Below are 25,079 nucleotides of genomic sequence, written 5' to 3'. Positions count from 1 at the left end.
TTTTCAGCCAACCCGTATGGATTCAGTATCTCAATATTCGGGCCGGCTTATAGAATGGTTGTATAGCCTTTTCAGACAGGCATTCCCTTAAACCCAACGCCTTACCTTACGGCAATAGCTCAAATAATCCTCGCCGAATTTTTGCGCCAGCACGCGCTCTTCGTGGCGGATTTGAAAGCGGTTCATGCCGGCGACAAATAGCGGCAGCCCGAGCCAAGACAGGCCGTGTCCCAGCCACAGCGCCCAAGCCGCGAGCATCAGCAATAAGCCCAAATACATCGGGTTGCGGGTAAAACGGTAAACGCCGCTGCTCACCAAACGGGAGGCTTTGTCCAGATGAACCGGGTTCATCGTGGTTTGTGCCTGTCTGAAAGCCGCCACGCCCGCCGCGCCGACGGCCAAACCTACCGCTGCGGGCAGCAAGGCCCAAACTCCGGCAGACGGCCATTGCAAAGCCGCCACCGGCGCACCCGCCAGCAGCCGCATCAATACAGCGCAGGCGATAAATTGCAGCACCGGCGGGATTTTCAGGTTTTCCATATCGCCTCCTTTTGCCCGATACGTTCAGACAGGCATTATTTTTCCTGCTTCTTCAAAATCCAGCAGGCCGAGGTGAAATACACCACGTAAAACGCCAGCAGCACCAGCATTTCGCGGCCCAGGTCGTGCCCGCCCAAGCCTTTGGTGAAGCTGCCGATACTGATATTGAGATACCACGACGCGGGCATCAGCTTGCCCATCCAGTACGCCCCGCCTTCCATCGACGAGAGCGGATGCAGAAAGCCGGAATAGTTGAAGGTCGGGATCATAATCACAATCGCGGTGAGGCTGATGGCCGCCACTTGCGAGCGCACGATGGTCGAAGCCAGCAAGCCCAGCGCCGTGGACACAAACAGCAGAATCAGCGTGCCCGCCGTCAGCACCAGCAGCGAACCTTTCACCGGCACGCCGAAGCCGAACACCATCATCGCCGTGAGCACCACATAATTCACCATGCCCACCGCAATATACGGCAGCTGCTTGCCGAGCAGAAACTGCGGCACGGTGGCGGGCGAGGTGTAGAAATTGGAAATCGAACCGATTTCGCGTTCGCGCACCACCCCGACCACAGACATCATCGCCGGAATCAGCATCAGCACCAGCATCAACACGCCCGGCGCGATGGCGAAAATGCTTTCAAAATCCTGATTATACATAAACCGCTGCTCGATTTTGGCCGCGGGAGGCGGCAGCGTCAGCCCCGTTTCGCGCGCCAAATCCTGCCCGTACAGCGCAAAAATGCCGCCGATATAGCCTTGGATGTTGCTGGCGTTGAACGGCATCGCGCCGTCGACATAAAACGCCGCTTCCGGCCGCCTGCCCGCCAGCATATCGCGCCCGAAACCTTCGGGAATCTCAATCACCAAACGCGTTTTCGCCGACTGCAAGGCGGTGTCGATATCGCTTGGCGACGAGAGCGGCGGCTGTTGCTGAAAATAGCGCGAACCGGAAAAATATTCGGTAAGGCGGCGGCTTTCCGTGGTTTGGTCGCGGTCGAGCACGGTAAACGTGAGGTCTTTCACGTCGAACGACACACTCCACGACAAAGCCACCATCAAAATCACCGGCCCCGCTAAGGCGAAAAACAGCCGCACCTTGTCGCGCAGCAATTCTTTGGTTTCACGTAAAGCAAACGTGCGCACGCTTGCCAGCCAGTATTTCAAGGTGTCGGTCGGCGGTGTGTTTTCAGACGGCCTGTTGCCTGTTTGCGCATCCGAATCCTGATTTTCCTGCGCGCTCTTTGCTGCAACTTGAGCCACACTTTCGGTTTCAGACGGCCTGTCTGAAACATCGGCGGCTTGTTCCCTTTCTGTAATCTTGCCGGTTTCCAAACACGGTTCGTCTGGGGTGGAAGAAACTGAGGCTTCCGGTGCAATAACCGTTTGCTTCTCTTCCGCTTGCGAGGAAGCAAGGCTGCTGTCGGAACGGACATTTTCAGACGGCCTTATCCCTGCCTGCACGTCCAAATCCTGATCCGACCGAACAATCCTCGCCGCCAGTCGGGCCACGCTTTCGGTTTCAGACGGCCTCTCCGAATCGGCAGTTTGTTGCGGCGGCACGGCGGCATTATTTGTTTGCGCGTTTGCTTGCGCGGAAGTCGCCGTTTCAGACGGCCTTTCAGACAGGCTTTCGCGCATCTCGTCATCCAACAGATAGCGCACAAACGCTTCTTCCAAATTCTGCACACGGTATTGCGCCACCAGTTCGGCGGGGGTGCCCACCGCCAGCACGCGGCCTTTGTGCATGAAGGAAATGCGGTCGCAGCGTTCGGCCTCGTTCATGAAGTGGGTCGACACAAATATGGTGATTTTGTCTTCGCGCGAGAGTTTGAGCAGATGCCGCCAAAACATGTCGCGGGCGGCGGGATCGACGCCGGAGGTCGGTTCGTCGAGAATCAGCACTTCGGGTTTGTGCAGGCAGGCCGCCGCCAGTTGCAGCCGTTGGCGGATGCCCAAAGGCAGCGAGGCGGGTTTGGCAGCGGCGGCATCGCTGAGGTCGAACTGAACCAGCGCATCGGCCACCGCCTGTTCGCCGGCCGCGCCCATTTGGTAGAGGCGGGCATGCAGCATCAAGTTGTCGCGTACGCTCAGTTCTTCATACAGCGAAAACGCCTGCGACATATAGCCCACACGCATCCGCGTTTGGATATTGCCCGCTTCAATCGGCCGCCCCAACAATTCGGCCTTGCCTTCGCTGGCTTCCAGCAGGCCGGTAAGCATTTTCATGGTGGTGGATTTGCCGCAGCCGTTAGAGCCGAGAAAGCCGAAGATTTCGCCTTTCTGAATCGTAAAACTCACATGATCCACCGCGGTAAAACTGCCGAACCGTTTGGTTAAACCGTGTGCTTCGATTGCCGGAGGAGAAGCGGGATCGGGCGCAAACGGCACCATCTCCAACCCACCCAAGCCTTGCTGTTTTTCAGACGGCAGCATCTGCACATAGGCGGCTTCCAGTGTGGCCGCACCGCTGTCACGCATCACCTCGCGGGTGGGCTTGTTGACCAGCAGTTTGCCGTCGTCCATCGCCAGCAGATGGCCGAAACGTTCCGCCTCTTCGATGTAGGCGGTGGCCACGATTACCGTCATGCCCGCACTTTCGGCCTGCAATTCGTCCACCAACGCCCAAAACTGGCGGCGCGACAGCGGGTCGACACCGGTGGTCGGCTCGTCGAGAATCAGCAGATCGGGCGAATGCACCAATGCGCAGCATAAACTCAGCTTCTGCTTCATCCCGCCCGAGAGCTTGCCCGCCGCGCGGTCGGGAAACGGTGCCAAACCGGTGGCTGCGAGCAGACGGCTGATGCGCGCTTTGCGTTCGGCGGCATTCAGGCCGAACAGCCGCGCATGGAAGTCGACGTTTTCATACACGCTCAAAGTGGGATACAGATTGCGCCCCAAACCCTGCGGCATAAAGGCAATACGGTGCGACAACGCCTGCCGCGCCGCTTTGGCGGCCATGTCGTACCCGAACACCTCCACCGTGCCGCTCTGAATGATTTTAACGCCGGCAATCAGCGACAACAGCGTCGATTTGCCCACTCCGTCGGGACCGATTAAGCCCACAGTTACCCCGCGCGGGATGGTCAGCGACACATCGTCCAGCGCCGTTACGGTTTTGCCGTAGCGGTGGGAAACGGAGCGGAGGGAGACGGCGGGGTTGTTTATCATGGGTTACTCTGTTTTCAGACAGGTATTGTGGGTTTCAGACGGCCTCGGAGGTTAGGTCGGACTCAGGAATCCGACCTACACCCATCAAACAAATTAGCCATTTCTTCTATGGTACAGGTCAAATCCTGTCCGCTTTGTGCGGCAACAATCAATCCTTCCCCAATCATAAACAACATATCGGCTTTTTTGTCCGACTCAGGCACGCCGCAGTTTTGCAAACGTTGACGCAGAATCTGCCTGACTTCGGACTTATGTTGGCTTGATTTTTGATGCGGCATGCTCGCCTTATCGGAATACTCGGCACATGCGTTGATAAACATGCAGCCGTGAAAATCGGCAGATTGTGTCCAATTGATAATGAAATCGAGATAAGCATAAGCCGTTTGCTGCTCCGTATAACACGCTAGTGCGTCGATCATATTTTGGATAAATTGCTCGTGCCGGTATTGCAAAACTGCTTCAATCAGACCTTCTTTGCTGCCGAAATGCGCATAAAGTGTCCGTTTGGTCGTATTGGCCTGCGCTGCCAACAACTCTACACCGCAGGCATGAAAGCCTCGACGATAAAACGTTTGATAAGCAGTTTCTAAGATTTTCTGACGGATATCCATGTGAACCCTTGTTCCGATATACCGAACGGTATATCATTAGTACACCAGTCGGTATATTTAAATTTTAATTGATACGGAGAATCATATGGTCGATAAACCACGCTTTCAAGCAACAGAAAACTGCCCGCCCCGCTTGCCTTGGAAAACCATTGGGTTTGCTTGGCTTGGCGCCGTCTTGGCCACAGCAGCCTTCGCGGGTTTGGGAAACACTCTGGTGTTGCCTTTGGTGTTAGGTTCTTTCGGAGCAAGTTGTTTATTGGTATTTGCCTACCCGCAAAGCCCGTTTGCACAGCCTCGAAATGTAATAGGCGGGCATTTTGTCGCCACCTTGACGGGTTTGATACTTATGGGCATTTTCGGTTCCGGCTGGTGGAGTATGGCGCTTGCGGTCGGAACAGCTATTGCCTTGATGCTTATTTTACGCGTTCCGCATCCTCCTGCCGGTTCAAATCCATTGATTGTTATGTTGGGTGGGGTAGGCTGGGATTTTTTATTGACACCTACATTGTTAGGTTCCCTGATTTTGGTAGCGGTTGCTTTGTTCTATAACAATTGGGGTGAAGGTAGACGCTATCCGACTTATTGGTTTTAGTTTTCACAGCTTGGTTTTAATGATGCCTGTCTGAAAAGTATTTTCATACAGGCATGGTTTTTCAGACGGCCTTTCAGCCAGCCTGTTTAAACTTAGGCCGTCTGAAAAACAAAGTTCGCTCTTTCCACAGCACCCATGCAGTCAACAACAGCAGAATGCCTGTCTGAATCACTTTGCTGTCGGGGTGGGTTTGGAATATCTCGTTGCCGAGATTGGCGGCCAAATGGAACAGCAGTGCCACCACAATGCTGCGCCCGCTTTTCAGATACAGCCAGTTCATCAGCAGCACAAACGCCACCATACTGGCGACAAAATTGGCGGTGTAAAGCCAGCCTTGTGCCACCAGTTCGCTGTGGTAATAGCCTTTCACCAAACCCAGCGGCACATGCCACAGCGCCCAGTACACGGTAAAAACCAGCGACGCGGCAAACAGGCTGAAGCGCGACAGCAGCGCGTCCGTGCCGTAGGAGTGCCACGCCAGCTCTTCCAGCACCGCTCCGAGCACCAAAGCCAGCCACGGCGAAATCAGCGCCGAAGTAAACGACGGGCTGCCTGAAATGTGAAACTGCTCGGCGGGATAGCCGAACAACAGCGACACGCCCTGCGCCAACACCAGCGACAGCGGCGGCAACAGCACCGCCGCCAGCAAATACCGTTTGGGCGCGCCGGAAAAACGCAAACGCGACAAGGCATCTGCCCGCAGAGAAGGCTGACGCCACAACAAACCTGCCGCCAAACACACCGGTGCGAACAAACCCGCCAACAGCAAGGCCGTGAGCAGACCATTGTGCCCTCCGTCGGGCATATGGCTGCGATAAGCCGCTGCAAACCACAACGCCCACGGCAGCAGCAGCGACCATGTGAAGAAAAACACGGGCCGGTAAACTGCGCGATTGAAAGTGTGTTGGGTCGAGGTCATCGGCATCTTCCTATTATTCAGACAGGCACTTTAATTTTTTACCAATCCGTAGTTTGGGTTTAAGTGAATTACCCGTAAACCAAATAAACCAACAAACGATAAATATCCCTATTGCTATTTTTGATTATTTTTTCATGATGCTTCAATAGGTTGTTTTATGTGTAGTTAACTCGGTTTATTCTTACCCGCGTCACGCAAAAGCTTTTGAAAATTCGGGCATTCCAGATGTGAGGGGGCGGGGCAATCTGCCACATGCAGTATGGCTTGTTGCAGCTTTTGCAAATGGCAGATTTGTTGTCCTAGCGCATCAGCTTTGGCACGCAATTTATCACGGGGAATCTGTAAACAACCTTCATTGAACATTTCACTGAACATATCAGCGATGTCTGTTAATGAAAAACCGGCAGCCTTACCGAGCGCAATAAGGGAGAGTTTCAGCAATACAGATTCTTCAAATTGCCTCCGTAAGCCGTGACGGGCAACAGATTGAATCAACCCCAATTCTTCATAATAGCGTAACGTAGATGGCGGAACGCCTGCTTGCGTCGATACTTTGCTAATATCCAGCATCTTCATATGGCACTTGACCTCAAGTCAGCTTGAATCATTATCATGTCCGTGGTTCTATCTAAACAAATCACAAAATAGAAGCTCTTAATTTTTGATAGGAAAGGACAATATTTATGAATCAAATAATTTATATCATTGCACTTGGCCTGTTAGCCACCACCTTTATGGATATTTGGGCTTTTGTGCAAAAACATTTGTTTGGCATTATGCCTTTGGATTACCGATTGTTGGGACGTTGGCTGTTAAGTATACGGCAAGGGCGGTTTTATCATCACACAATTATGCAAACGCAACCGCTTGCAGGTGAGCGCATCGTTGGCTGGGTGATGCATTATCTTATCGGTGTGATTTTTGCAGCTATATTGCTCCATTTCAGCCATCCGCCTGCGTTATTACCATCCTTGCTGATGGGATGGATAACAGTGTTCATACCTTTTTTCCTGATGCAGCCTGCTTTCGGTTTCGGCATTGCGGGGGCAAAAACACCTAAGCCGAATATCGTGCGCCGCAATAGTCTGCTTGCACATACATCTTTCGGCATCGGCCTATATTTAGGAGGATGGTTGTTATCAAATTATTTTTACATCTAAACAACGAGCATTCAGGCTGTTTCCAAACTTACTTGCGAGCTTATGTGAAACACGCTCACACGCATATTGGAATGAAATACCGCATAACGAACTTGAAGAAGACACAACCAACGATTGAGGTTTTCAGACAGGCATCGTTTTTCAGACGGCCTCATCCGAATAATCGCAAATCCGCGCCGCATCATGCCCGCCGTATGATTCACACATGCAAGCCAAAATGGCGGGCAGCGGCGCCCGTCCTACGCATGGTTATTTTCAGACAGGCATCACTTCGTCTTGCCGACCAACAAAAATCGCCTCTGAAGACAATATGCACTTTATTGCCGTCCGGATCGCGCAAATAAGCACCGTAGTAGCCTTTACCGTAATGAGGCCGCTCACCCGGCGCGCCTTCATCGGTTCCTCCGGCATTTAAGCCTGCGGTGTATGCGACATCCACTAATGCTGCACTAGATGCAAGAAAAGCCACCATACTTCCATTTCCTGCTGTAGCAGGCAGACGGTTAAAGGTTTCGTGTACATAAAAAATCGGCAGCATTTGACCCGGTAATCCGTAACATGCAGCATCAGGGCCACCGTCCGGTTTTTCATGCCTACGTCGCATGCCTAGTGGCAGCAATAGAGCGTCGTAAAACGCCGCCGAGCGTGAGAGATTATTGGTACCGACAGTAATATGGCTGAACATATAGACTCCCAATATCGTTACAGGTAAGTATGCCACTCTACCAATATCCGCATTCACAAATGTCTACAGATTTGCTTTTCTGATGGCCTCCAGAAAAAATGCCGATAGGTATGATAAAAAACAATGTGTTAGATTATCCGTAATTGCTTTTGTTCCTTTTTCACCCTGTCAACGGAAAGGAGCATGCCATGCGCCGTATGCATATCGGTTCTATCATTATCTTAATCTGCGGCCTGTCTGCCGTTATCCCCGGCCTGATGGTGCTGTTCGGCTTGGGCGGTTGGGTGCATGATTTGCTTGACCAACCCATTGGTGCAATCGCTCTGCTGGTTATCGGCGGCTCATGTGTGCTGGCGGCATTCTTTCCGCTGGTAGCCACTTACCTTACCCGCAAAGAACAGGGCAAGCCGCCTTTTGAAGACGACGAAGCCGAAGAGTAAGTTTCCAACAGGCATTTTTCAGACGGCATCATTCAATCATGCAGCAAAACTCAGGGCGGGCATTCTTGCCCGCCCTGCACATGAAAGCCTATCTAATCAAATATCTACCGGCTGCCAATCGGCGCGGCCTTTAAGCGGCGGCAGGTATGCCAACCCCATTTGGCACTGCTGCCACAATCTTTCGGGGATGCGGTAGCGGTCGGCTTTATCGGGATCGAGTTCGCTCACGATTTCGGCTTCGCGGCCGTTTTCAATCAGTTCGGCCAAATCGGGATTGAGCAAAACGGTTTTACCCAATGCGATAAATTCCGCCCAGCCGGTTTGGTAGGCCGCCAAAATCTGCTCGGCGGTAAACAGGTTGCCTACGCCGATCAGGGGCAGTTTGCCGCCGATGCGTTGGTGTATCTGCTCGATGCGCGTCAAATTTGTATCAGCACCGCGGCGGGCTTTTTTGTAGAAATCCCAAAGCGAAACGTGCAGATATTGCAGCGGTTTTTGCACCAACGCATCAATCAGCGCGAAAGTATCCTGCATGGTCAGGCCGTTGTCGCCCCCTTCTTCGGGTGAAAAACGGTAGCCGACGATAAAATCGGGACGGTTGTGTTTGCGGCGCACGGCATCGACGGCTTCGACGACGGCCAGCGGGAAGCGCAGGCGGTTTGCCAAGCTGCCGCCCCATTCGTCTGAACGGCGGTTGCTTTGGGCGGAAACGAACTGCTGAATCAGATAGCCGTTTGCTCCGTGGATTTCCACACCGTCGAAGCCTGCTTCGAGTGCCAACTCGGCGGCGCGGGCAAAGGCATCGATCAGGGCGCGGATTTCCGGTTCGGTGAGCGCGCGCGAACCGCTGGCTTCGTCATCCGACGGTGCTATTTTGTCGGCACCGTTCAGTAAATCGGCAGAGGCTTGAATACCGCCGTGATGAAGCTGCAAAACCGCTTTCGCGCCTTGTTCGTGTGCAATCTGCGCCACTTCTTTCAAGCTCGGCAAATGTTCGGTGCCGACGGCTTCAGGCTGTCCGGCAAAGGCTTTGCCTTCGGGCGACACCAGCGTGGCGGCGGAAATAAACAGGCCGAAACCTTTGAAGCGGTTGCTCAAAAACAGGCGTTCCTCCGGGCTGATGTTGCCGTCGGGCAGAGAAGCCCAATGCGTCATCGGCGCAACGGCCAAGCGGTTTTTAATGACCGTGCCGTTGTTGAGGGTGTAAGGTTGGAAAAGCGGGGTGTATTTGGGGTTCATTGTGTATCACTTTCTTGTCGTTCAAACGGGTATACGATTTCAGACGGCCTTTCCGCAAAACCAATGTTTTGGGGTTTAGGCAGAACCTGTAATTACTTCATATATTTGGCAAAAAAATCCAATACGGTTTTCGGCTCGCGGCCGAACCGGTTGCAACCTTCGCAGAAGCGTTTGGCGGTGCCTTTGAGTGCGGGTGCACCGTTTTCAGACGGCATAGCCAATCGGCCGGCACATTTGAACAGCCTCCATGCAAGCGATACGATTATGCCGAAAATCGGCAAAATGTCCATCAAATCCTACCGCTTGCAAAACAAAAAGCCGTCTGAAAAACCTTTAATAAAGATTTTCAGACGGCCTTTTGCAACCGCCCGCCATTCCCCATACATTTCTTAACAAAAATTGCTATAATAAACACCACTCTATAGAGTCATTTAAAATAAGAACGAGACAGGGCGGCAGGCCGCAGACAGTACAAGTAGTACGTACGGCAAGGCGCAGCCAACGCCGTATCGTTCTTATTTTAAATGACTCTACATTTTCACGATTCAAAATCCCCAACACAGGCCAATCCATGAACAAACAGCAACTTGCCGCCAAAATCTGGCAGTCGGCAAACAAAATGCGCTCCAAAATCGAAGCGAACGAATACAAAGACTACATTCTCGGTTTTATCTTCTACAAATTCCTGTGCGACAAGCTGGAAAAATTCGTCATCAGCCAAGGGCTGCCCAAAGCCGACTTTGCCGCTGAACTCACCGAAGACGGCGAATTTACCGATTTCATCAAAGAAAACATCGGCTATTTCATTGCCCACGAGCATCTGTTTTCCACTTGGCTTGAACAAGGTTCGGATTTCAATATTGCCAACGTCCGCACTGCCATGAGCGCGTTCGGGCGTAACATCCATCCCCAATACACCGCCGTATTCGACGGTATTTTCAAAACCCTGGAATCGGGTCTGAGTAAGTTGGGCGATACCGCCGCGAGCCAAACCACCGCCGTCAAAGACCTGTTCGAGCTGATTAAAGACATTCCTATGGACGGCAGACAGGGTTACGACGTGTTGGGTTTTATCTACGAATACCTGATCGGCATGTTCGCCGCCAATGCCGGCAAAAAAGCGGGCGAGTTTTACACCCCGCACGAAGTATCGCTGCTGATGTCGGAAATCGTTGCCGACCACTTGAAAGACCGCGAGGAAATCAGCATTTACGACCCCACCAGCGGCTCGGGCTCGTTGCTCATCAACATCGGCCACAGCGTTGCCAAGCACTTAAAAAGCCCCGACAGCATCAAATATTACGCCCAAGAACTCAAAGAAAACACCTACAACCTCACCCGCATGAATTTGGTGATGCGCGGCATTTCTCAAGACAAAATCTTCGTGCGCAACGCCGACACCCTGGAAGACGACTGGCCGCTCGAAGGCGAGCCGCTCTATCTCGACGCCGTCGTTTCCAACCCGCCGTATTCCCAACCGTGGAACCCCAAAGACAAAGAAAGCGACCCGCGCTACCGCCGCTTCGGCCTTGCCCCGCAAACCAAAGCCGACTTCGCCTTTTTGCTGCACGACCTGTATCACTTGAAACCCGCCGGCATCATGACCATCGTCTTGCCGCACGGCGTGTTGTTTCGCGGCGGCGAAGAAGAGAAAATCCGCAAAAACCTGATTGAATACAACCATATCGACGCCATTATCGGCCTGCCCGCCAACATCTTTTTCGGCACCGGCATCCCCACCATCATCATCGTCTTACGGCAAGAGCGCAACCGCGACGACGTGCTGATGATTGATGCCTCCAAGCACTTTATCAAAAAAGGCAAAAACAACCACTTGCAGGCAAGCGACATCAAGCGCATTGTCGATTGCGTCACCCACCGCCGCGAAATCCCCAAATTCTCCCGCCGCGTACCCAAAGCCGAAATCATGGACAACGGCTACAACCTCAACATCCCCCGCTACGTCGATGCCGCTGAAACCGCCGAAACATGGGACATCTTCGCCATCATGCACGGCGGCATCCCCAAAACCGAGCTGGCGCAGTTTGCCGACTACTGGCAAGCCTTCGACGGCCTGCAAAACGCTCTGTTTACCGACAACGGCACGCCTTATGTGCAACCCAAAACCGACAACCTCAAAACTGCCATCCAAAGTCACGACAGCGTGGCCGCGTTTCAGACGGCCTTTGCAAAAAACTTCGACAATCTCACCGCTTGTTTGGAAGAACTGCTTATCAAGCCGATGGCAACGCTGGGCATCGCCCAAACCCGACAAACCCTTGCCGAACTCATCCGCGAAAAACTTGCCGCCACCCCGCTCATCGACTTCTACACCGCCTACCAGAAACTCGACGACCTGTGGCGTGCCGACGCCGCCGGCATTGCCGCCGATTTGGAAATGATCCAAAGCGAAGGCATGCAAGCCATCAAGCAGGTTGATCCCTTTATGGTGCTGAAAAAAGACAGCAAAACCAAGAAAGAAGTCGAAGTGCAGGACGGCTGGGTGGGGCATATCCTGCCCTTTGAACTGGTGCAGCAGGTTAAACTGCCGGATGCGCTTGCCCGCTTGAAAGCCCAGGAAAACCGGCTTACTGAAATCGACGGCGACATGCAAAGCATTTTGGAAAATTTAAGCGAAGAAGAAAAAAGCGGAGCGTATGTCAATGATAATAATGACGCTTTTGTTGCCAAAGAAATCACTGCCTATTTCAAAATGATTTATGCAAGTATTACTACCGAAGAAACCCAAGCCTTAGAAAGTTATCTGGAGTTATTGGAAAACAAAGCCAAAAAGCCTGAAAAATTAGCCTTTATTCAAAATAATACGGCTGTACATTGGGAAAATATTGAAGCATCAAAAGACGGTACTTATGCTAAGGCAAAAATCAATGCATATTTGAACGTATTGCGTAGCGATTATAAATTTGCCGAAGACAGCTTAGAAAGTAAATTATTAAAAGTACAAGAATTATTAGACGAAGAAAAAACCCTAAAAAGCGAAATCAAAACCGCCGCCGCCAAGCTGCACAGCGACACCAAAGCGGCAATGGAAAAGTTGAGCGACGAAGAAGCACTCGATTTGCTGCGGCAAAAATGGTTCACTCCCCTAAACCAAGCCATGCTCGCGCTGCCTGAAACCATGCTCGCCGATTTCAGCCAAAAACTCACCGCCCTGTGCGCCAAATACGCCGACACCTACCAAGACATCCACGCACGCCGCCGCCAAAGCGCCGCCGCACTCGCGCAGATGATGGATGACCTCACCGGCGACGACTTCGATATGCAGGGCATCGCCGCCTGGCAAGCGCTACTTAAGGGGTAAGCAATGACGACACGGCACAAACAAACCGCCCCAAGCCTGCGGTTTAAAGGCTTTGGTGGAGCTTGGGAAAAGAAAACGCTCGGTGAGATAGTGGAAATTATTGGCGGTGGAACGCCTGATACCACAAATCCAGCATACTGGAACGGAGATATTGATTGGTACTCACCAACCGAAATTGGCGAGCATATTTATGCAAACGGAAGCGTAAAAAAAATTACATCGCAAGGATTGCAGAAAAGTTCGGCAAAAATGCTACCTGAAAATAAAACGGTACTTTTTACGTCAAGGGCAAGTATTGGCGATATGGCAATCCTTACTAAAGCAGGATCAACTAATCAAGGATTTCAATCTTTTGTCGTTGGCAAAGAACTGGATATTTATTTTCTCTACTCAATGGGATTTAAAATCAAGGAATATGCACTGAAAAATGCGTCTGGTTCAACGTTTTTGGAGGTATCAAAAAATAAGCTATTAAAAGCTGAACTTTTTATTCCCCAACTCCCCGAACAAGCCCAACTCGGCAACTTTTTCCGTGAGCTCGACCACCGTATCACCCAAAGCCGTGCCTTGTGGGAAAAAAGCCGCCAACTTAAAAAAGCCATGCTGACAAAAATGTTCCCTGCCGTAGGCGAAACCACCCCTAAAATCCGATTTAAAGGCTTTACGGGGGAATGGGAAAGGAAAACGTTGGGGGAAATTGCTTTTTCTTACTCAGGCGGAACACCCAGTATTGGAAATAATAAATTTTATGGCGGCAATATTCCTTTTATTCGCTCAGGCGAAATTCACAGTTCAAAAACCGAACTGTTTTTAACCCAAATCGGCTTGGAAAACTCATCTGCAAAATTAGTGAAAAAAGGCGATATTTTGTATGCCCTTTATGGTGCAACAAGCGGAGAAGTTGGAAGAAGCCAAATGGACGGAGCGATAAATCAGGCTATTTTGGCAATCATCCCCAGCGAAAATTATGATGCTGAATTTATCTCTCAATGGCTGAAAGCCAACAAAGAGAATATCGTTAATCTGTACTTGCAGGGCGGGCAAGGAAATTTGTCGGGAGAAATTGTGAAAAAAATTGAAATTTCTTTCCCAAGCCCCGAAGAACAAACCGCCATCGGCAACTTCTTCCGCCAACTGGATAACACCATCGCTCTGTACGCTTTGGAAACCGAAAAACTCGGCCGTCTGAAAAAAGCCCTGCTCGCCGCCATGCTGGTGTAAAGGCCGTCTGAAAAACAAAGGGCTGTCTGAAAGCGGGTTTCTAGTGCTTGGTAGTGGTTGGCAGTAGTGGGTAGTAAGGCATAGTAAAGCACGGTAGGTCATAGTTGTTTGACGGCAAAGGCCGTCTGAAAAACCGATATGCCTGCCGGTTTGTCGCTCATTTGTGAGCGACAAACTATTTTGCCAATCATTTTTCGTTCTTTTTGATTGACAAACTTGCTTGTCAATCATTGATGAGCGACAATACGACTTGTCGCTCAAAATTCTTATTTTTTGATTAACAAAGGGGAAGCTATTGAAGCAACTGCTTAATTTTGATGATGCCGTTGGGTATCACTACAACCGATTTCCACCTCAAACGCTGGATTATCCCCTGCTGATGGCAGGACTGCTCAAGGCAACCGATGCTTTGGCGCGTTACGACCAGATGCTGAAAAATATGCACAACAGTGAAATTTTGCTGGCTCCGCTGCGCAATCAGGAAGCAGTGATTTCTTCGCGTATGGAAGGCACCATCAGCACGATGGACGAGATTATGCAGTATGAGGCGGATTTCGGCGACGGCAGCCATTCTGCCGAAGTGCGTTCGGATATTGTGGAAACCGTGCTGTACCAACGGGCTTTAAAAAATGCGCAAAATGCCTTGGAAGGCGGCTATACGCTCGGCAAGTTTTTATTGAAAACCATGCACCAGCAGCTTTTGTCTTACGGGCGCGGTGCCAATAAATCGCCGGGAACGTTCAAGCACGAGCAGAATTATTTGGCGGACAAGGGGAAAAAAGCCATTCTCTTTGTGCCGATCAGCCCTGAAAAATTAGATGAAGGCTTGGATGCGTTATTTGATTACATTCATCACGACCCTGCGCCGATTTTGGCGAAAACGGCGGTTTCCCATCTTGAATTTGAAGCGCTCCACCCGTTTCAAGACGGCAACGGACGCATCGGCAGAATGTTGATTACCTTGATGCTTTGGCAGGCAGATGCCATCAGTGCGCCGCATTTTTATATCAGCGGCTATTTTGAGGAACATAAAGAACGCTATATCGAATTGATGCGCGGGGTTTCCGACACGGGCGATTGGAACGAATGGTGCAGATTTTTCTTGGAGGCGGTTTATTGGCAGGCAGTGCACAATCTTGAAATTGCCCAAAACATTCATTCGCTTTATGAGGAAATGAAATCTGTTTTTGCCGAAACACTTTCTTCCAAGCACTCGCTTGCCGTGCTGGATTTTGTGTTTACTTATCCTGTTTTCCGCAACAGCCGTTTGTCCGACTTTGCAGGCATTCCGCCGGCCACGGCAAACCGATTTACCAAGTTATTGTTAAATAAAGGCATTTTATCGCTAAAAGAAGAGGCCGGCGGACGTAAATCGGCATTGTATTCATTTGAGCAGATGATGGAGTTGGTTCGGGTTTAATGCCCGATAAGGCCGTCTGAAAAAAATCTAAAAACAAGAGAAACGCACCATGTTCAACAAAGAATCCGATTTTGAAAACGCTTTAATCAAACTGCTTTCCACCAAGGGTTGGGAGGCGGAGGCGTTAAACCATCCCACCGAAGAAGATTTGATTACCAACTGGCAGGCACATTTGGATAAGACCAACAAGCATATCGACAGGCTTGATGTGCCGCTGTTGCGCAGCGAAATGGATCAGATTCTGGAACAGGTGCAAACGCTGAAAACACCTTATGCGCTCAATGGTTTTATCAACGGCAAAACCGTCGCCATCAAACGCGAACACCCCGAAAGCCGCCATTTCGGCAAGGAAGTGTCGCTGGATATTTTCGACCGCGAAGAGATTTCGGCAGGCAAAAGCCGCTACCAAATCGCCCGCCAGCCGCAGTTTGCGGCGCGTTCGGATTTATACCCCAAACAGCGCGGCGATGTGATGCTGTTAATCAACGGTATGCCGATGTTCCATATCGAATTGAAACGATCGGGCGTGCCTGTCAGCCAGGCCACGAATCAGATCGAGCGTTACCACAAGGCGGGGGCATTTTCGGGGATTTTCAGCTTGGTGCAGATTTTTGTGGCGATGTCACCCGAGGAGTGCCGCTATTTTGCCAATACCAGCGGGGCGTTGAATCCGGCGTTTTATTTCCGCTGGGCGGATTTCAATAATGAATATATTGAAGAGTGGGATAAGGTGACGACGCATTTTCTTTCCATTCCGATGGCGCATCAGTTTATCGGCGATTACACCATTGCCGATGCCAAAGACGAACAGCTCAAAGTGCTGCGCAGCTATCAGTATTACGCGGTAAACAAAATCGCCGATACGGTGGCAAGCACCCATTGGGGAGCGGGCAATCAGCGCGGCGGCTATATCTGGCACACCACAGGCTCGGGCAAAACCATGTCGAGCTTTAAGGCGGCGCAGCTCATCAGCCGCCGCAAAGATGCCGATAAGGTGGTGTTTCTACTCGACCGCATCGAGCTGGGCAAGCAGTCGCTGGAGGAGTATCAAAACTTTGCCGACAATAAGGGCGATGTGCAGGCAACAGAAAATACCGGTGTATTGCTCGCCAAGCTCAAAAGCGATGCCGACCGCGACGGCCTGATCGTAACGTCCATCAAAAAAATGAGCAATATCAAACCAGAAGATGACATAAACGAAGCGGATATTGCCCAAATTGCCGAAAAGCGGCTGGTGTTTGTGATTGACGAAGCGCACCGCACCACTTTCGGCGAGATGCTGATTTCCATCAAGTACACCTTTCCCCACGCCATTTTCTTCGGCTTTACCGGTACGCCGATTGAAGACGAAAACGCAAAAAAAGACGCGACGACTGCCACAATTTTCGGCAAAGAGCTGCACCGCTATTCGATTGCCGACGGCATTCGTGACGGCAATGTGCTGGGCTTTCACCCCTTTCACATCAGCACCTTCAAAGACAGCGATTTGCGCCGCGCCGTGGCCTTGCAGGAAGCCAAGGCGAAAGATGAACTTGAAGTATTTACCGATGAAAAGAAAAAGAAAATCTATAACCGCTTTATGAACGACGTGGATATGGTGGAGATTGAAGAACATGTGCCGAACGCGCAATATCAAGTGGCGGAGCATGTGAATGCCGTGATTGACGACCTGCTGGGCAACTGGCAGCGGCTAAGCCAAGGCGGCAAATACCACGCCATTTTTGCCACGAGTTCCATCCCCGAAGCGGTGCAGTATTACCGCTTAATCAAAGCCAGAAATACGGGGCTGAAGCTTACCGCACTGTTTGATCCGAGTATTGCCAACGACGGACAAGGCAGCGACAAAGAAGCGTGGATTGCCGAAATTCTAAGCGATTACAACACCCGATTCGGTACGCATTTCGGCTATGCCGATTACGGTAAATTCAAAGCCGATTTGTCCGACCGCCTCGCCCACATCAAAGCCTACAAACGGGTGCAGCCTGCCGAGCAACTGGATTTGCTGATTGTGGTCGATCAAATGCTCACCGGCTTCGACAGCAAATGGGTCAATACGCTGTATTTGGACAAGCTCTTGGAGTACGCCAACCTGATTCAAGCCTTTTCGCGCACTAACCGCCTGTGCGACAACACCGACAAGCCGTTCGGCTTAATCCGCTACTACCGCAAACCGCACACCATGCACAAAAACATCGAGCAGGCGGTCAAACTTTATTCTGGCGACCGCCCGCTGGGGCTGTTTGTGGACAATCTCGATCAAGTCATCAACAAAATGAACGACTGCTTTGCCGATATTGCCGCGATTTTCAAACACGCAGGGCAGGCGGATTTTGCCCAAAATCCCGACGATGCCACCGCATGCGCCAAATTTGTGAAGGACTTCAACCAACTCAACAACCACCTGCAATCAGCACGCCTGTTGGGATTTGTGTGGGAAAAGCAAAGCTACGACGTGATGCAGGAAAACGGCAGCGTGATTACCGCCACGCTGGATTTCGACCGACAAACCTACGACAAGCTGCTGGCGCGTTACAAGGATTTGTTTGCCGAAAGCAGCGGCACGGGCAGCGGCGATGACAGCGTACCTTTTGATTTGCAGTCGCACATCAACGAAATCGAAACCGATAAAATCGATCAAAACTACATGAACGCCCGTTTTGAAAAATGGCTCAAAGCCATCGGCGATACGGAAAAAACGGCGGCGTTTGAAGAGCTGCACCACGCATTTGCCACCTTGTCCAAAGAAGACCAGCGCATCGCCGAACAGTTTTTGCACGACGTACAATCGGGCGACATCACCCTCGACCCCGCCCTAACCTTGAGCGACTACATCACCGCCCGCAAACACACCGAGGCCGAACAGAAAATACAGAAAGTGATTGACGATTTGGGGCTGAACGGCAGCCTGCTGCGCGAGATGCTCGCCCGAAAATACAACCGCGATAGCATAGACCTAGCCAAACTGAACGCCTTAAAAGCCACCGTGGACAAAGAAAAAGCCAAGGCGTATTTCAAAGTAGACCGCCTGATTTTTCTGAACAAGCAGATTGATACGTTTTTAAGGGAACTGATTACCGCCTAAGTACCTGCAAACAAAGGCCGTCTGAAAACCCATTCAAAAGATTTTCAGACGGCCTTGCTCTCCGTTACTTCCATCCAATAAAGCATATAGTCAATTCAATTACACAACATCAGTATGTCAACCAACTTAATTTCTACTACGGCGTTGCTGCGCCTCGCCGTACTATCTGCACTGTCTACGGCTTGCTGTCTTGCATTAAAAATGTGTTGATTGACTATATCTGCTCAATGCACGTCAAATTTATGTTAGCTGCTCCACAGCAAGCGAGATGCCCGCCCTACGCACAAAAGTTTTCAAACAGGCACGGCATCACAGCAATTCCAGTTTCCCGATGCGTTCTTGCGCCAGTTGGTAGGCGGGGTCGTTTTCAATGCGGCGCACATAGGCGGAGATATTCGGCAGGTTCTGCGGGGTCCGCGACACGGCTGCCTGCAAGGGGAAACCCATCATGATGTCGGCACCGCTGATTTCTCCGCCCAGCAGCCAAGTGCGGCCTTTTAGCTTGTTTTCAACAAATTCCAGATGCAGTTTGAGCTGCGGATTCAAAAACGATGCGCGCACGCCGTCGGTAATCTTGCGGGCAACGGGTTTGGCGAAAAACGGCATTTTGCGCGTTTCGATTTTGCGGAACACCAGCGACATCACCAGCGGCGGCATCAGCGAACCTTCGGCATAATGCAGCCAAAACAGATATTCGGGATAAGCTGCGCTGTTTTCAGACGGCCTCAATCCCGTTTCCTGCCCGTAGCGTGTGATCAGGTATTCGACAATCGCGCCGCTTTCGGCCAGCACCAAGCCGTTGTCGTCTATCAGGGGCGATTTGCCCAGCGGGTGGACACGGCGCAGGCCGTCGGGCGCAAGCGAGGTTTCGCCATCGCGTGCTATCACTTCCGCGCGGTACTCCAAGCCGAGCAGTTCGAGCAGCCATGCGATGCGGTAGGCTCGCGATTGTTTGAGTGCGTATAGGGTAATCATAGCGGACTTCCTTTCATCGCTGATTTTGCGGTTTACTTTTTCTTGGGCTGGCTTGGGGCAATTCATCATACATGGCCTCAAACAGCCCTGTTAAAAAAGCCTTGTCATCCACTTCACTCACAAGCAGCATTGCTTTTGCGCCTTCGTAAGGCAACTCATAGGCCGCATTCGGCATATAGTCGATTGCCGACTGAACGGGCTTAAACAGCAATCGGTCATCGTAGATGCCGCCGACGATTTTCTGCTTATAGTAGAGAATATACTCGCCCATCATGGCTCGATAAGTGATGTCGTCCAAGTCGGATAATTGTTCCAAAATAAAATCCAAATATGCTTTGCCGGATGCCATATGCGCCTCTTTTTTCCCATGTGTAACCAAACAACTTCAGTAGTAACCGTACCGTCATACTCGGGCTTGACCCGAGTATCTTGAATTCCAACCACTTCGGGAAATACTCAGGTCAAGCTCGAGTATGACGGACGTGCTGTTTTTTAAAATGCTTTTTCAGACAAGCATGTTTTTCAGACGGCCTGCTTGGAATGAATGCTTTCCACTTCCACGCGACGGGCAATATCCTTCAGATTGGAATAGCTTTCTACCAGCCTCGGCACATCGTCCAAACTCATGGCAAACATCCATAAATAAGTGGTGAGCGAATAGATATGTCCTGCGCTGCCGTAACCGTTTAAGGTAATCCACACGAAAGTAAAGCCGAACAACAAGGCCATTGCTATGCCGACGCACAGATAGCCCAATGCTTCGCGGTTGGAAATCAAAATGCGTAAACGGGCAACCAAACCGAAATGCCTGTGCAGCATGATTTCGGGAGCAGACTGAATCATATCCACATCACGCTCCAAGCGGTTGTTGAGTTTGAAATACAGTTTTTCGCTCACGCGCGAAAAACCCGGCAGCAATATCAAAAATACCGCCAAAATCATCAGGCTCAACACGCCGGCCCAAAACTCCAGCACCAAAAGCATAATGGCCGCGCCGAACACAGACACCAGCGAAGTAACCGCCGTCGGTAAATGCATTTCAAAAAAATCGACAAATTCCCGCGACAATGCCACCCGCGCCGCAATTTCAGACGGCGTCTGCCCCTGTATGCGCTGCTTCACAATCACAGGCACGGCGATTTCGCTGTAAATACGGGCAAACACGCGCGTATCTGCGCTGCGCCGTGCCGCCCCCACCAACCACATCAACAATACCAAAAGCGCGTAAGTCAGCGCCTGCCATACCTTGCCCTGTATTACCGCGTTGACGGCAAAACCGCCGAACACGGGGTAAATCAGAAACAGCAGGTTTTCCAAAGCCACGATACTGAACGTGAGCAACAGCTTTTTACGGTGTGTGGTGCCGATATTTTTTAAAGTATTCCACATGGTTAAACTTCATTTCCCATCATCGGTGCAGTCATACCGTATTATAAAAAATTCAACTGCATTGCCGTTATGGTGTATTTGCCGCATCTGCGGCATCCCGCCAAGAGGTTTCACTTTTCAAACGGCCATCGATCCGCTTATCTGCATGGTTTTGTTATGGAATGCACAGAGCGTATTGCGGTGGCCGATACTGACGATGATGCTGTCGGGCAGCTTTTGGCGGATAAGCATGTAAAGTGCTGCTTCGGTGCTTTCGTCTAGTGCGGAGGTGGCTTCGTCAAGCAAAATCAATTTGGGCCGTGCCAACAGAATACGGGCGAAAGCGATACGTTGCAGCTCTCCCGGAGAAAGGCGGTGCTGCCAGTCGTCGGTCTTATCTAAACATCCGGCGAGATAATGCAAGCGGCAGTCTGCCAATACCAGCCGCAGCTCTTCGGGTGAAGGGTTGAGATCAGGATAACATATGGCTTCGTACAGCGTACCTTGCGGCACATAAGGGCGCTGCGGTACAAACAAGGTTTCGTGATGAGGCAGCCTTCTTACCGTACCGCTGCTGCCGAAAGGCCACAGTCCGGCCAAAACACGCATCAATGTAGTCTTGCCACAGCCGCTCGCGCCTTGAATCAGCAAAGCGTCTCCGCATTCCGCTTTTAAAGCGACATGATTGAGCAATACCGTGCCATCGGTGCGGTAAACGGCAACATTCTCCAATTCAAGCCTGTCTGAAACAACGTCAATGCCGTTTGAGCCGTAGTCGGCGTTTTGCAAGTTGGAAAGAAAACCGCTTAAACGCTCCAAGCGGGCGCGGTAGGCGGTGAAAGATTCATAAAAATTACGGAAAAACGACAAGGCGCGTTGCAGACGGTTGAATGCCTGCACGGTTTGGTGCATATCGCCGATTTTGATTTGTCCGGCAAAAAAGCGCGGAGCTTGCAGCATCAAAGGCAGCAATTGGACGCTTTGGGTCAAGAGGTCGTTGAATCCGCCCAAGACTACGCTTTGCCGGGTGATTTTCCAGCGGTTGCGGATGACGGCGCGGAAACGGTCGCCCAGTTGCTGTTGTTCTTTCCATTCGCCCCGGTAAAAGGCAATGCTTTCGGCGTGATCCCGGATGCGGATAAGAGAATAACGGTAGTCGCCGTTGAGCTTTTCATTGTCGTAATGGTAACGGATGAGCGGCTTACCTATCCACATCGCTGCGGCAGTGGAAAGCAGCACAAAAATAAACACGAAAAACACAATGCCGCGCGGAATGTTCAGGCCGAATAAGGATAAAACGCCGGACAACCCCCATAGCACGACGGTAAATTCAATGGCCGACAAAACGGAATTGAGCATCCCGCGTATAAATTCGATGGTATTGGCGATAAATTCCTGCGCATCTTGCTGGATGCGTTGGTCTATATTATCCGGTTCATGGCGCAGCATATGCAGCCGGTAATAATTTTTATCGGCAAACCAGCGTGAAACCAGCACGCCGTTCAGTTTTTCAGACCATTTAATTGCAAGAGACTGGTCTAAAAAGTCGTTAACAATACCGTTGAGCGTGCGCATAATCACCACGCCGGCATTGATTAAAGCGAAAAACCAGAAAGCCGCTGCTTTTTTGTCTTGCAATGCGCTGTATAAGCCGTTGTAAAAAAATGTGTTCAAAACATTCAGACGGATTTCGGTCAGCAGCAGCATTACCATAGCGGCCAGCAACAGCAGAATTTTCAGACGGCCTGCTTTATCCAAGCACGGTGAAAGGATTTGCCGGAACTGTCTGCCGAAACGGGTTTTGCCGATAATATAAACTATTGCAACAAGAGAAACAGATACGCCTATAAAAGTCTGTAGAAACCAGAGCGGCGTGGCATTTAATTCGATTTGCCATTTTTCCATAATGAGCAGTAATAGGATGCCTGTCTGAAAAAATTCAGACAGGCATAGGGTAAATAAAATAAACAATAATGATATTGCCGCCTAAGACGGGCAAACCCAAATAGGGGAATGCCTTCTTTAAAAACCAGATGCAAAGGCGGCGGCAAGGTATCAGAAGCTTAACTTGGCGCCCAAAGTTACCGTGCGCGGCTCACCGATAGACAAATGCTCCATGGTGGCGGTAGTGTGCGACACAAAGTATTGCTTGTTGCCCAGATTTTTACCGGTCAGACGCACATTCAACGGTTTTCCGCCGACTTTTGTGTCATAAGACACAAACGCGCTGTATGTGGTTGCCGAAGGCAGTTTGAACCATTGGGCTTGGTTGTTCCGCACATAATTAAAGCCCCATGTGCCGCGGTAGTCCAAACCCGCCCCTGCGCGCCAGTTGCCGCCCGCAGCCCGGCCGAAGTCGTAAAACAGCGTCAGGCCGGCGGTGTGTTTGGGAATGCTGTCGAATTGCGTGCCTTCGTTGAGCGGCTCATTTTTATCTTCAATCACTTTTGTGTCTGTGAAAGTGTAATTGGCGGAAATACCCAATTTGTCGGTAATTTTGCCGTTGACATCCACTTCCATACCCTGCGAACGGTTTTTCTCGATAACGCGCGTTTCCACTTCACCGTTGTCCAAAGTTACGGGGCGTGCAACATTGCTTTTTTTGATATGGAATAAAGCCAGATTCGCGCTAAGGTTTTCTCCGTTGTATTTGCTGCCGACCTCAAACTGGCGGCTTTTTTCCAGCGGGATTTTTTTGCCGCCGTAGTCGATGTTGCGCGAAGCATTGGGTTTGGCCGATGTGCCGAAATTGCCGTAAACCGACCATCTCGGGTTAAGTAGGTATACGGCGCCGATTTGCGGCAGCAGGTCGAAACCGCTACTGTGGTTGCGGAAGCGTGCCGGGCGGCCTTGCCCGGATTCTATTTTGTGCCACTGCCCGCGCACACCGCCGGAAACAATCCAACGGTTGCCGATATAGGCGGAATCTTGCAGCAGCAGGGCGGCGGTTTTGTAATGCTCGAGCGTATCGCTGGTACGCGCGTCTGCCGTCGGATTGGTCGATTCAATCCAGTTTTGCCCGTAAATGGGATTGTCCACACTCATGGTGTGACGGGTGGCGCTGCGGCGCAAATCGCCCAATTTCAATTTATAGTCTTGCAATTGCAAAGATGCACGCAATTTGTGCGTAATGTTTTCACCTTGGTCAACGAGGCCGTTGGCAGAAAGGTTCAGGCTGTGCGTAACTGCATCGGAAGGCCTTGTGCCGTCGATACGGCGGCTAACTTCCCGCTTGGCGGCGTTATAGCTCATCACGCGTGCCTGCCAATCGTTGTAATGATTTTTGCTGAACCCGTACTCTGCCTGCAACCGCCAATCAGCATTCAGCTTGTGTTCGCCGCTTAATTGGAAAGTGTGCGAATAACCTTTGGTCACGTTAATCGGGTCGTCCAAACGGCGTTTTAAAGGGATGTCCAACGCCTTGCCATAATTGGGATTATTTGCGGCCGTGCCACTAACGTCTAAAAAAGTACCCCGGTCGAACACGCCTTCGTAATTCTGATATTCGTAGCCCGCCGAAACCTTAGTTTTATCGTTTTTCCAAGATAAAGAAGGGGCGATGACATATTCGGTGTTGCTACCGAAACTCCGCCAGTAATTTTTGGTTTGATAGTCGGCAACCAAACGGTAAGCAAAGCCGCTGTTGCCGATAGGCCCGGTTGTATCAATACCGAGATTTCTTGCTGCATAATTGCCGTAGCCGACGTTTACTGCGGTGCTGTTTTTCGTATAGTCCGGCTTTTTGGTTACCACATTAATCACGCCGCCGGGATTCTGCATTCCGTAGAGCATTGACGCCGGGCCTTTCAATACTTCCACTCTTTCTACATTGGCCGTGAAATTGCGCGCCATCGAGCTGGCCAAACCGTTGCGCATAATCGAGCCGTCGCGGTTGCTTCCGTAACCTCTGCGCATAACCGTATCCAAGGTGCCCGCTAAATTGTTGCCTTGCGTAAGGCCGCTGATGCCTTTTACCGCTTCCTCCAAAGTTTGCGGCTGTTTATCCTGCAACTGCTCTTGAGTGACCACATCAATGCTGTAAGGTGTGTCAAGAATGGATGTGTTGACACCGGTAATGTCGCTGCGTTCGGCTTTATAGCCTTTTTCCATGGTAATGCGTTTACCGCGCACCGTTACCGTATCGATTTCAACCGCTTGCGGCAGCGGGGATTGCTGTGCCGAATCCGACAAAGGAGGCTGATTTTCCGCCCATGCCGGCGCTCCGGCTCCCATTGCCGTTACTGTTAGAACCACTGAAGTGAAACATGTTTTCATCTCAAAATATCCTGTTACCTATAAAAGTAATATCGGTTCAAAAATTTTATTATATTAATACAT

General features: G+C 51.0%; 20 protein-coding genes. 7 read left to right on the top strand and 13 right to left on the bottom strand.

Features of this window, described 5'->3' with window-relative positions; all coding sequences use genetic code 11:
* Window positions 1–87: 87 nt before the first annotated feature.
* The 3 genes from EL143_RS03165 to EL143_RS03155 all read right to left on the bottom strand — a co-directional run bounded on the left by EL143_RS03165 (window position 88) and on the right by EL143_RS03155 (window position 4,318).
* Complete coding sequence (locus tag EL143_RS03165; protein ID WP_085416051.1) at window positions 88–540, bottom strand: methyltransferase family protein; 453 nt, start codon at window positions 538–540, stop codon at window positions 88–90.
* A gap of 35 nt (window positions 541–575) precedes the next feature.
* Window positions 576–3,707, bottom strand: a complete 3,132-nt coding sequence (locus EL143_RS03160) for an ATP-binding cassette domain-containing protein (RefSeq protein ID WP_085416050.1) — start codon at window positions 3,705–3,707, stop codon at window positions 576–578.
* Window positions 3,708–3,769: 62 nt separating this feature from the next.
* Window positions 3,770–4,318, bottom strand: a complete 549-nt coding sequence (locus EL143_RS03155; RefSeq protein ID WP_085390885.1) for a TetR/AcrR family transcriptional regulator — start codon at window positions 4,316–4,318, stop codon at window positions 3,770–3,772.
* Window positions 4,319–4,403: 85 nt separating this feature from the next.
* Here EL143_RS03155 and EL143_RS03150 point away from each other — a divergent pair, with 85 nt between their 5' ends.
* The gene (locus EL143_RS03150) at window positions 4,404–4,910 is read left to right on the top strand and encodes an HPP family protein (protein ID WP_085390884.1); all 507 of its coding nucleotides are present in this window, start codon (window positions 4,404–4,406) and stop codon (window positions 4,908–4,910) included.
* A 73-nt stretch (window positions 4,911–4,983) separates the two neighbouring features.
* Here EL143_RS03150 and EL143_RS03145 read toward each other — a convergent pair whose 3' ends face one another.
* Together EL143_RS03145 and EL143_RS03140 are read right to left on the bottom strand one after the other, a co-directional pair.
* Complete coding sequence (locus tag EL143_RS03145) at window positions 4,984–5,829, bottom strand: CPBP family intramembrane glutamic endopeptidase (protein WP_085416049.1); 846 nt, start codon at window positions 5,827–5,829, stop codon at window positions 4,984–4,986.
* 165 nt (window positions 5,830–5,994) lie between these two features.
* Entirely contained in the window at window positions 5,995–6,405 is a 411-nt protein-coding gene (locus EL143_RS03140; protein ID WP_085416047.1) for a helix-turn-helix domain-containing protein, read from the bottom strand.
* Between the two features lie 107 nt (window positions 6,406–6,512).
* Between EL143_RS03140 and EL143_RS03135 the strand changes: the two genes are divergently transcribed.
* Window positions 6,513–6,989 carry a DUF2938 domain-containing protein gene (locus tag EL143_RS03135; RefSeq protein WP_085416046.1) on the top strand — a complete coding sequence of 159 codons (477 nt, stop codon included), beginning with the start codon at window positions 6,513–6,515 and terminating at the stop codon, window positions 6,987–6,989.
* 199 nt (window positions 6,990–7,188) lie between these two features.
* Here EL143_RS03135 and EL143_RS03130 read toward each other — a convergent pair whose 3' ends face one another.
* Complete coding sequence (locus tag EL143_RS03130) at window positions 7,189–7,674, bottom strand: VOC family protein (RefSeq protein WP_085416109.1); 486 nt, start codon at window positions 7,672–7,674, stop codon at window positions 7,189–7,191.
* A gap of 188 nt (window positions 7,675–7,862) precedes the next feature.
* On the opposite strand from EL143_RS03130, the gene EL143_RS03125 reads away from it, so the two are divergent.
* On the top strand, window positions 7,863–8,114 hold the full coding sequence (locus EL143_RS03125; RefSeq protein ID WP_085358990.1) for a hypothetical protein: 252 nt from the start codon (window positions 7,863–7,865) through the stop codon (window positions 8,112–8,114).
* Window positions 8,115–8,210: 96 nt separating this feature from the next.
* On the opposite strand, the gene EL143_RS03120 is transcribed toward EL143_RS03125, so the two are convergent.
* Complete coding sequence (locus EL143_RS03120) at window positions 8,211–9,353, bottom strand: NADH-dependent flavin oxidoreductase (RefSeq protein WP_085416045.1); 1,143 nt, start codon at window positions 9,351–9,353, stop codon at window positions 8,211–8,213.
* Between the two features lie 92 nt (window positions 9,354–9,445).
* A complete protein-coding gene (locus tag EL143_RS03115; protein ID WP_126326538.1) occupies window positions 9,446–9,646 on the bottom strand; it encodes a hypothetical protein in 201 nt (66 codons plus the stop codon).
* 278 nt (window positions 9,647–9,924) lie between these two features.
* On the opposite strand from EL143_RS03115, the gene EL143_RS03110 reads away from it, so the two are divergent.
* The 4 genes from EL143_RS03110 (at window position 9,925) to EL143_RS03095 (ending at window position 18,398) form a co-directional block, all read left to right on the top strand.
* Window positions 9,925–12,675, top strand: coding sequence for a type I restriction-modification system subunit M (locus EL143_RS03110; RefSeq protein ID WP_085416043.1), 2,751 nt, complete (start codon window positions 9,925–9,927; stop codon window positions 12,673–12,675).
* A 3-nt stretch (window positions 12,676–12,678) separates the two neighbouring features.
* On the top strand, window positions 12,679–13,896 hold the full coding sequence (locus EL143_RS03105; RefSeq protein ID WP_085416042.1) for a restriction endonuclease subunit S: 1,218 nt from the start codon (window positions 12,679–12,681) through the stop codon (window positions 13,894–13,896).
* A 295-nt stretch (window positions 13,897–14,191) separates the two neighbouring features.
* Window positions 14,192–15,316, top strand: coding sequence for a Fic family protein (locus tag EL143_RS03100; protein ID WP_085416041.1), 1,125 nt, complete (start codon window positions 14,192–14,194; stop codon window positions 15,314–15,316).
* Between the two features lie 49 nt (window positions 15,317–15,365).
* Window positions 15,366–18,398, top strand: coding sequence for a type I restriction endonuclease subunit R (locus tag EL143_RS03095; RefSeq protein WP_085416039.1), 3,033 nt, complete (start codon window positions 15,366–15,368; stop codon window positions 18,396–18,398).
* A 309-nt stretch (window positions 18,399–18,707) separates the two neighbouring features.
* Here EL143_RS03095 and EL143_RS03090 read toward each other — a convergent pair whose 3' ends face one another.
* The 5 genes from EL143_RS03090 to EL143_RS03070 form a co-directional block, all read right to left on the bottom strand.
* Window positions 18,708–19,373 (bottom strand): glutathione S-transferase, encoded by a 666-nt coding sequence (locus EL143_RS03090; protein ID WP_085416038.1) that lies wholly within the window; start codon window positions 19,371–19,373, stop codon window positions 18,708–18,710.
* A gap of 13 nt (window positions 19,374–19,386) precedes the next feature.
* A complete protein-coding gene (locus EL143_RS03085) occupies window positions 19,387–19,722 on the bottom strand; it encodes a TfoX/Sxy family protein (RefSeq protein ID WP_085416037.1) in 336 nt (111 codons plus the stop codon).
* Window positions 19,723–19,895: 173 nt separating this feature from the next.
* Window positions 19,896–20,762, bottom strand: a complete 867-nt coding sequence (locus tag EL143_RS03080) for an ABC transporter six-transmembrane domain-containing protein (protein ID WP_085416036.1) — start codon at window positions 20,760–20,762, stop codon at window positions 19,896–19,898.
* 117 nt (window positions 20,763–20,879) lie between these two features.
* A complete protein-coding gene (locus tag EL143_RS03075; protein ID WP_085416035.1) occupies window positions 20,880–22,646 on the bottom strand; it encodes an ABC transporter ATP-binding protein/permease in 1,767 nt (588 codons plus the stop codon).
* Window positions 22,647–22,796: 150 nt separating this feature from the next.
* The gene (locus EL143_RS03070; protein WP_085416034.1) at window positions 22,797–25,016 is read right to left on the bottom strand and encodes a TonB-dependent siderophore receptor; all 2,220 of its coding nucleotides are present in this window, start codon (window positions 25,014–25,016) and stop codon (window positions 22,797–22,799) included.
* Between the last annotated feature and the right edge of the window lie 63 nt (window positions 25,017–25,079).

Origin of the sequence: Neisseria canis, from assembly GCF_900636765.1 — a bacterium.
Taxonomy (GTDB): domain Bacteria; phylum Pseudomonadota; class Gammaproteobacteria; order Burkholderiales; family Neisseriaceae; genus Neisseria; species Neisseria canis.
Note: the sequence above shows the minus strand (reverse complement) of the source record. Positions and strands in the feature narration are given on the sequence as shown.